Annotated in this window: 11 protein-coding genes; 7 read left to right on the forward strand and 4 right to left on the reverse strand. The window is 62.4% G+C overall.

The features are described from left to right. Positions 1 to 22: 22 nt before the first annotated feature. Positions 23 to 721: a transcriptional repressor LexA gene (gene lexA / locus AC2FNS_RS00600; protein WP_490361103.1), complete on the forward strand. Its 699-nt coding sequence runs from the start codon at positions 23 to 25 to the stop codon at positions 719 to 721. Here the strand turns inward: lexA and AC2FNS_RS00605 are convergent. Then, positions 715 to 2,751, reverse strand: coding sequence for a ComEC/Rec2 family competence protein (locus tag AC2FNS_RS00605; protein WP_496803744.1), 2,037 nt, complete (start codon positions 2,749 to 2,751; stop codon positions 715 to 717). The two genes, lexA and AC2FNS_RS00605, sit on opposite strands and share 7 nt — an antisense overlap. Positions 2,752 to 2,829: 78 nt before the next feature. Between AC2FNS_RS00605 and gltX the strand changes: the two genes are divergently transcribed. Both gltX and gltA read left to right on the forward strand, forming a co-directional pair. Then, the gene (gltX, locus tag AC2FNS_RS00610; protein ID WP_496711391.1) at positions 2,830 to 4,236 is read left to right on the forward strand and encodes a glutamate--tRNA ligase; all 1,407 of its coding nucleotides are present in this window, start codon (positions 2,830 to 2,832) and stop codon (positions 4,234 to 4,236) included. 101 nt (positions 4,237 to 4,337) lie between these two features. Continuing rightward, positions 4,338 to 5,633, forward strand: coding sequence for a citrate synthase (gltA, locus tag AC2FNS_RS00615; protein ID WP_496678179.1), 1,296 nt, complete (start codon positions 4,338 to 4,340; stop codon positions 5,631 to 5,633). A gap of 34 nt (positions 5,634 to 5,667) precedes the next feature. Here the strand turns inward: gltA and AC2FNS_RS00620 are convergent, their stop codons facing one another. After that, positions 5,668 to 6,738 (reverse strand): PA0069 family radical SAM protein, encoded by a 1,071-nt coding sequence (locus tag AC2FNS_RS00620; protein ID WP_496711392.1) that lies wholly within the window; start codon positions 6,736 to 6,738, stop codon positions 5,668 to 5,670. Positions 6,739 to 7,028: 290 nt separating this feature from the next. Here AC2FNS_RS00620 and AC2FNS_RS00625 point away from each other — a divergent pair, with 290 nt between their 5' ends. From AC2FNS_RS00625 to AC2FNS_RS00635, 3 genes are all read left to right on the forward strand, one after another. Then, positions 7,029 to 7,727 (forward strand): corrinoid protein, encoded by a 699-nt coding sequence (locus AC2FNS_RS00625; protein ID WP_149774433.1) that lies wholly within the window; start codon positions 7,029 to 7,031, stop codon positions 7,725 to 7,727. Positions 7,728 to 7,873: 146 nt separating this feature from the next. After that, positions 7,874 to 8,908 (forward strand): Hint domain-containing protein, encoded by a 1,035-nt coding sequence (locus AC2FNS_RS00630; protein ID WP_496711393.1) that lies wholly within the window; start codon positions 7,874 to 7,876, stop codon positions 8,906 to 8,908. Between the two features lie 77 nt (positions 8,909 to 8,985). Then, complete coding sequence (locus tag AC2FNS_RS00635) at positions 8,986 to 9,654, forward strand: DUF1638 domain-containing protein (RefSeq protein WP_496689085.1); 669 nt, start codon at positions 8,986 to 8,988, stop codon at positions 9,652 to 9,654. Between the two features lie 9 nt (positions 9,655 to 9,663). Here the strand turns inward: AC2FNS_RS00635 and AC2FNS_RS00640 are convergent, their stop codons facing one another. Further along, complete coding sequence (locus AC2FNS_RS00640) at positions 9,664 to 10,074, reverse strand: SufE family protein (RefSeq protein WP_496711394.1); 411 nt, start codon at positions 10,072 to 10,074, stop codon at positions 9,664 to 9,666. A 212-nt stretch (positions 10,075 to 10,286) separates the two neighbouring features. Here AC2FNS_RS00640 and AC2FNS_RS00645 point away from each other — a divergent pair, with 212 nt between their 5' ends. Further along, positions 10,287 to 10,739, forward strand: coding sequence for a hypothetical protein (locus AC2FNS_RS00645; RefSeq protein WP_496678171.1), 453 nt, complete (start codon positions 10,287 to 10,289; stop codon positions 10,737 to 10,739). 6 nt (positions 10,740 to 10,745) lie between these two features. Here AC2FNS_RS00645 and rnd read toward each other — a convergent pair whose 3' ends face one another. After that, positions 10,746 to 11,903 (reverse strand): ribonuclease D, encoded by a 1,158-nt coding sequence (gene rnd / locus AC2FNS_RS00650; protein WP_496678169.1) that lies wholly within the window; start codon positions 11,901 to 11,903, stop codon positions 10,746 to 10,748. Positions 11,904 to 11,911: the final 8 nt, after the last annotated feature.

An 11,911-nucleotide genomic window follows, 5' to 3' on the forward strand; every position in this document is an offset into this window, starting at 1 on the left:
CATGAGCGGCGAGGTTTGAGCGATGCTGACCAAGAAGCAGTTGGATTTGCTGGAATTCATCCACAAGCGGGTGCAGGCGGATGGTGTTCCGCCCAGCTTCGACGAAATGAAGACTGCGCTGGACCTGCGATCCAAATCGGGCATTCACCGCCTGATCACCGCGCTCGAGGAACGGGGCTTCATCCGTCGCCTTGCCCACCGTGCCCGCGCGATCGAAATCGTCAAACTGCCGGAAAGCCTGGGTGGCGAACCCACCGTCGGCTTCAAGCCCAAGGTGATTGAAGGCGACAGGCCAGACGGCCCCCGCCCTGCCAATTTCGAGCCCGTTTCCGTGGACGCGACCGAGCTTCCCGTCATGGGGCGGATCGCGGCCGGCGTGCCAATCGAAGCCATCAGCCATGTCTCGCATCATGTGGCCGTGCCCGGAACCATGGTGTCCGGTCGCGGCGAGCACTACGCGCTCGAGGTGCGCGGAGATTCGATGATTGATGCCGGGATCAACGACGGGGATGTCGTGGTGATCCGCGAAACCTCGACCGCCGACAATGGCGATATCGTCGTCGCCCTGGTCGAGGATCAGGAAGCCACTCTGAAGCGATTCTTTCGCAAGGGAAACGCCATCGCGCTGGAAGCGGCCAACCCGGCCTATGAAACTCGCGTGCTGCCCGAGGACAAGGTCAAGGTCCAAGGGCGTCTTGTCGGCCTGATCCGCACCTACTGAATTTTATCATCGCGCGGCACAACCGCAGACCACAGCCGGTTTCCGCCGATTTTGGCGCTGCTGACTAGCTGCCCGCCCTTCAGCGCAAGGCTGCCGCTGCGCCGCAGTTCCTTGGGTCCGAAAACCGCGCATCCACCGGTCAGTTCCAGCGGTACCGGGCTGACGACGATTTGGCCCTCGCTACAGCCGGTCAACGTTTTCGCCGCGCGTTTGCCGGTGACATGCACCAATTCGGTTTCTCCGACAACAATCCGGCGCACCAGCCCGCCATCGTCGGGCCAACGCCGGGCAGCCTGTTCCTGGGCCGCGCCGTCCCCGTCATTCTCCAGCCAGACAGAGGCGATGAATCCGCCGCCCTTTTCCTTGCTGAGCGCCCGCCCCTGATCGGTCATCACGCCGACCAGACCTCCGGTATCGGCAATCAGAACTTCGGGTCGGCTGGCCTGGTTCCACGCAAGGAACACCCACAAGGCCGGCACGGCACCCAGCCATCGCGCCGCGCCGCGCCACAACACGACCCACAGCGCCCCCAGGGCAAAGACCGGCAGCACATAGCCCGGAGGGCTGGGCACGAAACCGCGTGCCCCGTCCAACCCCGCCACCCAATCCGAAACTGTCAGGATCCAACCGAGCCCCAGACCCATCACCTGAATCCCCACGGCCTCGAACCCCAGTGGCGCAAGGATCGCTGCCGCCACCGCAGCCGGCACGACGACCGAGCCCATGACGGGGACCGACAGGACATTCGCCAACAAGCCATAATGCGAGACGCCGTTGAAATGCGCAGCCCCGATCGGAGCGGTGGCAAGACCCGCCACGGCGGACGACGCCACGAGTCCGCCGACCGCCTTCACCCATCGTGGCGCCTCTGTCAGGCGGAGATCTCGAAAGGCTCCGAACACGGCGACCAGCGCTGTCGTTGCCGCGAAGGACATCTGAAAACCGGGGCTGAGCAGCGTTTCGGGCCGCAGCACCAATACGATCAGCGCGGCAACCGCAACTGCCCGCAGCGATATGGCGCGGCGGTCGATCAGCACAGCGCAGAACATCACGCCGACCATGACAAAAGCGCGCTCGGTCGCGACGTTGCCGCCGGACATCAACAGATAGAATGTGGCGGCCGCCAGTGCGCACACCGCCGCGACTTTGCGCACCGGAAGCCGCAGCGCAACTGGCGGGATCGCGGACAGTGCGATCCGGCAGGCCAGAAAGACGAACCCCGTCAGCAACCCCATGTGCAACCCGGAAATCGCCAGCAGATGCGCCAGGTTCGACGCCCGCAACCCTTCGAGCGTGGCACGCGACATGCCGCTTCGGTCGCCGGTCGTGACGGCGGCGGCAAAACCTCCGACATCGCCGGGCAGGATCGACTGGACATGCCGCGATATGGCCATACGCCAACCGGCGATGCGCACGCCCTCGGCACGCGGCGGCGCAACCGTCAGAACCGGCACGCGCGAATAGCCGACCGCCCCGAGCCGCTTGAACCAGACATGGCGGCGAAAGTCGAACCCGCCAGGTTCGACCGCGCCTTGCGGCGGGCTCAGATGCGCGGTGGTCATGATCCGCTGGCCCGGAACCTTCGGCACATGATCCCCGTGCAGCGAAAGCCGGACGCGCCGCGGTGTCTGGTCCGGCGGTACGTCCCCGATCCGCACCTGGTCCAATGTCACCCGCAGCGCGCCCGACGCAGACCGGTCCAGCGCCACGACCCTCCCCTCGACCGGGCCATAGAAACGCCATTGCAGAACCGGCTCTGCGACCATGTGGGCGCGCGCACCGGCCAGGAGGAACCCGGCGGCGATCAACGCCCCCCCAATTGCCAACGGCGCCCAGGCTTCGCGCATCCGCCATCCCGCCCACGTGGCGAGCAGAGCCAGGGCGGACAGACCGAGATACAGGCTCGGACCGGGTTCGAACCGCAGTCCGAAATACAGGCCGATGCCGATTGCCAGACAGACCGGAGACCACGCAAAAAGATGCCCACGCTGGTTCAGCAGCGCGTCTTCGACCCGTGCCAGAACACGCATGGTTGCCCCCGTCCTTGAGGCTCGTTAGACAGGCGCCAGATTACGCCCACCACGGTTACCAAAAGGTTAATCACGCCCATGTCCGAACAGGTCGTCACACGTTTCGCCCCCTCGCCCACCGGTTTCTTGCATATCGGCGGTGCCCGCACCGCGCTGTTCAACTGGCTGTATGCGCGCGGCCGAGGCGGCAAGTTCCTGCTGCGGATCGAAGACACCGACCGTGAACGCTCGACCCCCGAGGCGACCGAGGCCATCCTGAAGGGTATGGCTTGGCTGGGGCTGGACCATGACGGCGAGGTCATCAGCCAGTTCGCCCGCGCCGACCGGCACGCCGAGGTTGCGAACCAGTTGCTGGCCGAGGGCAAGGCGTACAAGTGTTTCTCGACCCAGGAAGAAATTGCGGCTTTCCGCGAACAGGCCCGGGCTGAGGGGAAATCGACCCTGTTCCGCAGCCCCTGGCGCGAGGCCGATCCCAGCACCCATCCCGACCGCCCGTTCGTGGTGCGCATCAAAGCGCCGCAAGACGGCGTTACGGTGATCCGCGACAAGGTGCAGGGGGACGTAACCATCCGCAACGACCAGTTGGACGACATGGTGCTGCTGCGCTCGGACGGGACACCGGTCTACATGTTGGCGGTGGTGGTCGATGACCATGACATGGGCGTCACCCATGTGATCCGCGGCGACGACCACCTGAACAACGCTGCGCGCCAGATGATGATATATCAGGCCATGGGCTGGGACGTTCCGGTCTGGGCGCATATCCCGCTGATTCACGGCCCCGACGGCAAGAAGCTCAGCAAGCGGCACGGCGCGCTGGGAGCGCAGGAATATCAGGCGATGGGATATCCCGCCGCCGGCATGCGCAACTATCTGGCGCGGCTGGGCTGGAGTCACGGGGACGATGAATTTTTCACCGACGAACAGGCACGGGAATGGTTCGATCTGGATGGAATCGGCAAAAGCCCGGCGCGTTTCGACCTGAAAAAGCTGGAAAACCTGTGCGGTCAGCACATCGCGATCTCGGGCGATGCTGCATTGCGGCAAGAAATTCAGGCTTATCTGGAGGCTGCGAATTTGCCGCAGCTGACTGAAGCGCAAGCGGCCGACTTGGATCGCGCGATGTATTGTCTCAAGGACCGGGCGCGCATTTTTCCGGAACTGCTTGAAAAAGCGCGGTTTGTTCTGGCCTCACGCCCGATCGACATGGATGAGAAGGCGCAAAAGGCGCTTGCTTCTGTATCCGATGGTATACTGGAGCAATTGACGCCGCACCTGCAAAGTGCTAGCTGGTCGCGTGATACGCTGGAGGAGGTTCTCAATTCGTTCGCCGAGGCGAACGGGCTGAAGTTCGGAAAGCTGGCCGGTCCGCTGCGTGCGGCCCTGGCAGGACGGGCGGTGACCCCTTCGGTTTTTGACATGATGCTCGTGCTGGGGCGGGAAGAGACCTTGGCGCGGATATCCGACGCAGCGAACCGATCCTGACTTCATGTTCGGGTAACGCTGCTCGGCTAGGACCAACGACGCAAGGGCTGTGGCACCATCGGTGCGGGCTCCGCCATACGCATGATTGAGGAAGGGATACCATGACAGAGAGCAACAAAACCGCCACGCTGACCGTCCACGGCGACACTTACGAACTGCCGGTGCTCTCGCCGACCGCCGGGCCGGACGTCATCGACATTCGCAAACTGTACAGCCATGCGGGCGTGTTCACCTATGACCCCGGCTTTACCTCGACCGCCAGCTGCGACAGCACCATCACCTATATCGACGGTGAAAAGGGTGAACTGTTGCACCGCGGCTATCCGATCGACCAACTGGCCGAGAAATCGCACTTCCTCGAGGTGTGCTTCCTGCTGCTGTATGGATATCTGCCCAAGGCCGACGAACTGGAACAGTTCGAAACGACCATCACCCACCACACGATGCTGCACGAGCAGATGCAGTATTTCTATCGCGGGTTCCGCCGCGACGCGCACCCGATGGCGATCATGGTGGGTGTCGTGGGCGCGATGTCGGCCTTCTATCATGACTCGACCGACATCTCGGATCCGCGCCAGCGCGAGATCGCGTCGCACCGCTTGATCGCCAAGATGCCCACCATCGCGGCCTGGGCCTACAAGTACCATATCGGTCAGCCCTTCGTTTATCCGCGGAACGATCTGGACTATGCGTCGAACTTCCTGCGCATGTGCTTTGCTGTTCCGGCCGAGGATTACGAGGTCAACCCGATCCTCAGCCGCGCCATGGACCGCATCTTTACCCTGCACGCAGATCACGAGCAGAACGCCTCGACCTCGACCGTGCGTCTGGCGTCGTCCTCGGGCGCTAACCCGTTCGCCTGCATCGCTGCCGGCATCGCCTGTCTGTGGGGCCCGGCCCATGGCGGCGCCAACCAGGCCTGCCTGGAGATGCTGGAAGAGATCGGCAGCGTCGACCGTATCCCCGAATACATCGCCCGCGCCAAGGACAAGAATGACCCGTTCCGCCTGATGGGCTTTGGCCACCGCGTGTACAAGAACTTCGACCCGCGGGCCAAGGTGATGAAGCAATCGGCCGACGAGGTTCTGGACCTGCTGGGCATTGAGAACAACCCGAAACTGCAGGTCGCCAAGGCGCTTGAGAAACAGGCGCTGGAAGATCCGTATTTCGCCGAGAAGAAGCTGTTCCCGAACGTCGATTTCTACTCGGGCATCATCCTCGAGGCGATGGGCTTCCCGACCTCGATGTTCACCCCGATCTTTGCCCTGTCGCGGACCGTCGGCTGGGTCAGCCAGTGGAAAGAGATGATCGCCGATCCGCAGAATAAGATCGGCCGTCCGCGCCAGCTGTACCTGGGCGAGACCATGCGCGACTATGTCGACATCGAAAACCGCTGAAGAACCCGACCCCGCCACAGAGCGGGGTCTTTTTCTATTGGAACAATGACAGCTGGTCGCCGGGCAGCGGCGGCCGCGCGAACAGGTCGCAACGCAGATCGGGCGTTCGCACTGCTAGTCCCAACCGGGCCACGGCTGCGTTGAACCGATTGGCGATCAGCTCGGCAAAGACGCCCTCGCCCCGCATCCGATGCCCCCAGCGCGGGTCATAGTCCTTGCCGCCATGCATCTCGCGCAGCCGCGCCATCACCTTTTCGGCGCGGCCCGGTTCGTGATCCGCCAGCCATTCCCGCCACAGGTCTGAAACCTCGCGCGGCAGGCGCAGCATGATCCAGCTGGCCGCATCCGCCCCCGCATCTCGGCCTGCCTCCAGCAGGGCCTCAAGCTCGTGGTCGGTCAGGCCGGGAATGACGGGCGAGGTCATCACCCGCACCGGGATCCCGGCCTCGGTCAGCGCCCGAATGGTCTGCAACCGCCGTTGCGGCGACGGCGCGCGCGGCTCCATCCGCCGCGACAGGCTGCCATCCAGCGTGGTCAGCGAAATGCCGACCCGCACCAGCCCCTTGGCCGCCATGGGGGCAAGCAAGTCCAGGTCCCGTTCGATCATCGTTCCCTTTGTCACGATGGCCACCGGGTGGTTGAAGTCATGCAATACCGCGAGGCAACGTCTTGTTATCTCATGCGTCTTTTCGATCGGCTGGTACGGGTCTGTGTTGGTTCCCAACGCGATCGGCGCCACTTTGTAGCGGCGCGCCGAAAGCTCGGCCCGCAGGATCTCGGGCGCGTTCGGCCGGGCGATCAGGCGGGTTTCGAAATCCAGCCCCGGCGACAGGCCCAAATAGGCGTGGGTCGGCCGGGCAAAACAATAGACACACCCATGTTCACACCCCCGATACGGGTTGATCGACCGGTCGAACGGCAGGTCCGGCGACCTGTTGTGGGTAATGAGTGACCGCGCGGTTTCGTACCGGACATCCGTGCGTAAGGGCGGCAGAACCTCGGGGATATCCCAGCCATCATCGAAGTCTTCATACGCGAACTGCTCGTACCGGCCGGCTTGGTTGGACCGGGCGCCCCGCGCACGTTTTTCCTGCTGAACACGCATGTTTGTTCACCTATTGTTCTCACTGCACAGTGATAACGACGGGACGATCTCGGCGCAAGCCGAACCGCGTTCTTGCATACCTCGGTTAAACTCTGAGGATGGAATCCACGTGAAATTTCTACAGAATGATCATGTGAAATTTTCGTTCGTTGGACGCAAGATTTTCGCCTATAGGTCGGTCCCGGAACCGCCGAGGTCGCAATCGTCACAGTCCGACTGCGACGTTTTGGCCAAAACGGAAAAAACAGCCACCACGGGCCCATGGCCCCAACAGCTCAGGGATTTGCCCCATGTCCGATGAAGAAGACATCGTCCTGTCGGAACTGAATGACGACGAACTCGTCGAACAGATGTTTGATGACCTGTATGACGGCCTGAAGGAAGAGATCGAGGAAGGCGTCAACATTCTGCTGGAACGCGGCTGGGCCCCTTACGACATTCTGACCAAGGCTCTGGTCGGCGGCATGACCATCGTGGGGCATGACTTCCGCGACGGCATCCTGTTCGTACCCGAGGTTCTGCTGGCCGCCAACGCGATGAAGGGCGGCATGGCGATTCTCAAGCCTCTGCTGGCCGAAACCGGCGCGCCGCGGGTCGGCAAGATGGTGATTGGAACCGTCAAAGGCGACATCCACGACATCGGCAAGAACCTCGTATCCATGATGATGGAAGGCGCCGGGTTCGAGGTGGTGGACATCGGCATCAACAACCCCGTCGAGAACTATCTGGAAGCACTGGAGACCGAACAGCCGGACATTCTGGGCATGTCGGCCCTGCTGACCACGACCATGCCCTATATGAAGGTCGTCATCGACACGCTGGTCGAACAGGGCAAGCGCGACGACTATATCGTGCTGGTGGGCGGCGCCCCCCTGAACGAAGAATTCGGCAAGGCAATCGGTGCCGATGCCTATTGTCGCGACGCCGCGGTGGCAGTTGAAACGGCCAAGGAATTCGTGTCGCGCAAGCACAATCAGCTGGCCGGCTGAACGCAACGCCCGACCCGATCAACAAACCGCCTCTCTGGGGGCGGTTTTTTTATTTCTTGACAACAGGTTGAGTGTTTTGATTTCCGGCTTAACCTTCCGGTAATCTTTGGCTAGTAGAGCACCGTTAACGAGCATACGAGGTTCCTGTGCCAACGACGTTCACGGCCATCTATCTCGGCAATCTAGCCGACATCGACACCTTCGAAGGAAACAACCGCGCCGAAAACGCACAAGCCCTTGTTGGGTCTCAATTCGGCGGACCGGGCAATGCTCTTCTCAACAACGCCGTCACCTGGAACCCCGCAGGCAATCCCGGCCAAGTGTACGAGATGAACAACGCCAACGACGATCAGTTCTCGATCGACGGCGGCCCGCCCCAGACTTTCGATGGCACGTCGATCTACAACGCGACGATCACTTATATCGATGGGACGACGGCCAATATCACCGCAGTCGTCGCGCAGGATATCGACGGCAACACCTATCTTATGCCCGAGTTCTCTCCAAACCCCGATCAGACGGCCCTGTCGGCTGGGCCGATCCAGTCCATCCGTCTGGACAGTCTGGCGGGGCGCGACTTTCGCGGCCTGACTGCGGATCGTCAAACCTGGGACTTGGTCACCTGTTTCACGCAGGGCACCCGAATCCGTACCGAAAGCGGTGATCGCCCTGTCGAAACTCTGAAACCCGGCGACATGGTGGCCACGGTCGATCACGGCCTGCAGCCGCTGCGCTGGATCGGGCGTTGCACGGTACCCGCGCGGGGCGCTTTCGCTCCGGTCCTGTTTCGGCGTGGGGCAATCGGCAACGATCGTGACCTTTTGGTCTCGCAGCAGCATCGCATGTTGGTGCGCAACTGGCGGGTCGAGTTGAACACCGGTCACCCCGAAGCGCTGGCCCCCGCAAAACATCTGGTGAACGGCCACTCGATCGTGCTGCGCCCCGGCGGCAATGTCACCTATCTGCATTTGCTGTTCGACCGCCACGAACTTGTCTGGTCCGAGGGATGCATCAGCGAAAGCTTCCACCCCGGCGCCCTGGGGTGGACCAGTTTGGACGAGGCCTCCCGCACAGAAGTTCTGAGCCTCTTCCCCGAGCTTGCGCACCGCGGGCTGCAGGCCTTTGGCCCAACGGCACGCCCTGCCCTGCGCGCGTACGAGACCCAGGGGTCGGTCGCCTGACCGACCATGTCGGAACCGAGCTTGCATCGCCGGCCCGGACGGTATCTGCTGTGTATGGCACCAAAGGAAACCCGCACATGCACTGCAACGATCTTCCGGATGACGAAAGCCTGACGATCCGCGGATATACGGACGCGGGCGCGCGGCAGAACGTTCTTCTGATCGCTTGCGGCGCGTTGGCGCGCGAAATCCTCGATCTGAAACGGCGCAACGGATGGGACCATCTGGCCCTGACCTGCCTGCCGGCGATCCTGCATGTTCACCCTGAACGGATCACCCAGGCGGTCGAGGACGCAGTGGCTAGGCACCGCAACGACTTCGACCGCATCTTCGTGGTCTATGCCGACTGCGGCACCGGTGGCCTCTTGGAGCAGGCCTGCGAACGGCTGGGCGTCGAGATGGTGAAGGGACCACACTGCTATTCGTTTTTCGAGGGCAACGACCGGTTTGCCCAACATGGCGACGAAGAGGCCACGGCCTTCTATCTGACCGATTTCCTGGCGCGTCAGTTCGATGCCTTCGTCTGGAAACCTCTGGGGCTCGACCGTCATCCGCAGCTACGCGACATGTATTTCGGGAACTACACCAAGCTGGTCTATCAGGCACAGACCGACGACCCTGAGTTGACAAAGCGAGCCAAGGAATGCGCCGACCGTATGGGCTTGGCTTTCGAACGCCGCTTCACCGGGTATGGCGATCTGGAGCGAACTCTGTCGGACTGGGCCAGCCGCGCGCCCAGCAAGTGACGCCCCGGATCAGGCGTGTTCGCTGGCGACGCTTCGAATGCGCTGCACCATCGCCCGCAACCCGTTGGACCGCTGCGAAGACAGATGCTCGTTCAGCCCCAGCCGCGCCAGTTCGGCTGCCGCATCCACCCTGGGCACCTCGGAGACCGGCAGGCCGTTGTACAACGCCCGCAACACCGCAATCAGTCCGCGCACGATCAGGGCGTCGCTGTCTCCGTCGAACCGGAAAACTCCGTTTTCGACAACCGGGTGCAGCCAGACCTGGCTGGCGCAGCCGTCCACCTTGGTGGCCGGAACCTTCAGCGCGTCGTCCAGGGGCGGCATGGCCTTGCCCTGCTCAATCACATAGCGATAGCGATCTTCCCAGTCCTCCAGGAATTCAAAATCCTCTACGATGTCTTCGAACGCGGGGGTTGCCATGGGCACAGATCCTCTGGTTTCCATCTAAGGCCTGACCTAAGCCGCCAAACCGGGCCTGTCCACCCCAAGCGCGCCTTTTCAAACCACTGGAATTAGGCTAATCGGTATCGGGTAACTTTGTGCAAAGCGTTGGGTCCATGCAAAAAACTCTGTCCGTTCTCATGATCGCGTCCTTGACCCTTTCGGCTTGCAGTGGTTGGCGGGATTCGCGGGTGAATCCGTCGAATTGGTTCGGCCGCAGCACTCCCGCCGCCCCGGTCGAAACGCCCGCAGATGACGCCAACGCTTTGGTCCCCGATCAGGGTTCCGGACGAGGATTCTTCGCCCGGCCCGAAGCCGAGGACATCAGCGTTCTGGTCACCACGATCGACGAGTTGCGGATCGACCGCAAGCCCTCGGGCGCGATCGTTCTGGCCAGCGGTACGGCCTTTCGTCAGGGCGCCTATGACGCCCAACTGCGTCCGGTTGAGTCGGAGGAAAACCGCAAGAACGGCGTGCTTGAACTCGAATTCCGCGTGAACTATCCGCCCTATGCCACTCCGCAGGGACCCGAGCGGACGCGCGAAGTAACCGACGCGATCGACATCAGCCAGGATGACCTGGACGGCATCCGCCTTATCCGCGTCAGGGGCCAACAGAATGCGCTGGAATCGCGGCGGCGCTGAGCTGCCCTACAGCGGCACGACTTTGACGTTCTGCCCCTTGGCGGCCAGTGCGATCTTTCCCTCGCACAGTTTCAGAGCGTCCTCGCCGAACACCTCGTAGCGCCAGCCCGACATGGCCGGCACGTCGCGCTGACCCGCCGCGATCTGGTCCAGTTCCGAGCTGTTGGCGATCAGCTTTGCGGCCACGCCGGCGCTTTCGGTCTTGGATTTGAGCAGCACCCGCAGCAGATCGGCCAGGGCGGGGTTGACCTTTAGCTTGTCACGGCTGTTGTCAACCTTGGGCATGTCCTCGGGCGGGCAGTTGACGCCCCGTTTGACTGCTTCGAGGATACCATCTGCGATCGCACCCTTGCGGGCCTCGCGTAGCAACAGGCGCGACCCACCCAGATCCGCATGGGTGCGGGGCTTGGTCGAGGCCAGTTCGATCAGCGCGTCATCCTTGAACACCCGGTTTCTGGGAATGTTGTTCTCTTGCGCATAGGTTTCTCGGAACTTGGCCAATTCACGCACCACGGCCAGAAACTTGCCAGAATTGGTGCGGGTCTTGACCCGTCGCCAGGCCTCTTCGGGGCGGATGTCATAGGTGTCGGGATTGGTCAGAACCTGCAGTTCTTCCGCAACCCAGCGGCTGCGGCCGGTCTTTTCAAGTTCGGCGGCGAGGTGTTCGTAGATCTGGCGCAAATGGGTCACATCGGCCAGCGCATAGGTCTTTTGCGCTTCGCTCAGCGGACGGCGCGACCAGTCGGTAAAGCGCGAGGTCTTGTCCAGACCCTGCTTGCAGATCTTGCGCACCAGCGTTTCATAGCCCACTTGCTCGCCAAAGCCGCAGACCATTGCGGCGACTTGGGTATCGAACAGCGGCTTGGGAAAGACCCCGGCTTCGACCCAGAAGATCTCAAGATCCTGCCGCGCGGCGTGGAACACCTTGACGACATTTTCGTCCCGGAAAAGGTCATACAGCGGGTCGAGCGAGATCCCCTCGGACAGAGGATCGACCAGAACCGCACTGTCATCGTCGTCCGACGGCACAGCGAGCTGCACGAGGCAGAGTTTCGAGTAATAGGTCCGTTCGCGCAGAAACTCGGTATCGACGGTCACATAGGGAAACTTGGCCGCAGCCGTGCAGAAGTCGGCCAGGTCTTGCGTGGTCTTCAGGGTCTTCATGCGCGCGC

Source organism: Ruegeria sp. BHSA191, from assembly GCF_059613325.1.

Excerpts from the sequence above, each read along its gene's own strand:
- lexA (WP_490361103.1), top strand. The coding sequence starts at position 23 with ATGCTGACCAAGAAGCAGTTGGATTTGCTGGAATTCATCCACAAGCGG.
- AC2FNS_RS00605 (WP_496803744.1), bottom strand. The coding sequence starts at position 2,751 with ATGCGTGTTCTGGCACGGGTCGAAGACGCGCTGCTGAACCAGCGTGGG.
- gltX (WP_496711391.1), top strand. The coding sequence starts at position 2,830 with ATGTCCGAACAGGTCGTCACACGTTTCGCCCCCTCGCCCACCGGTTTC.
- gltA (WP_496678179.1), top strand. The coding sequence starts at position 4,338 with ATGACAGAGAGCAACAAAACCGCCACGCTGACCGTCCACGGCGACACT.
- AC2FNS_RS00620 (WP_496711392.1), bottom strand. The coding sequence starts at position 6,738 with ATGCGTGTTCAGCAGGAAAAACGTGCGCGGGGCGCCCGGTCCAACCAA.
- AC2FNS_RS00625 (WP_149774433.1), top strand. The coding sequence starts at position 7,029 with ATGTCCGATGAAGAAGACATCGTCCTGTCGGAACTGAATGACGACGAA.
- AC2FNS_RS00635 (WP_496689085.1), top strand. The coding sequence starts at position 8,986 with ATGCACTGCAACGATCTTCCGGATGACGAAAGCCTGACGATCCGCGGA.
- AC2FNS_RS00640 (WP_496711394.1), bottom strand. The coding sequence starts at position 10,074 with ATGGCAACCCCCGCGTTCGAAGACATCGTAGAGGATTTTGAATTCCTG.
- rnd (WP_496678169.1), bottom strand. The coding sequence starts at position 11,903 with ATGAAGACCCTGAAGACCACGCAAGACCTGGCCGACTTCTGCACGGCT.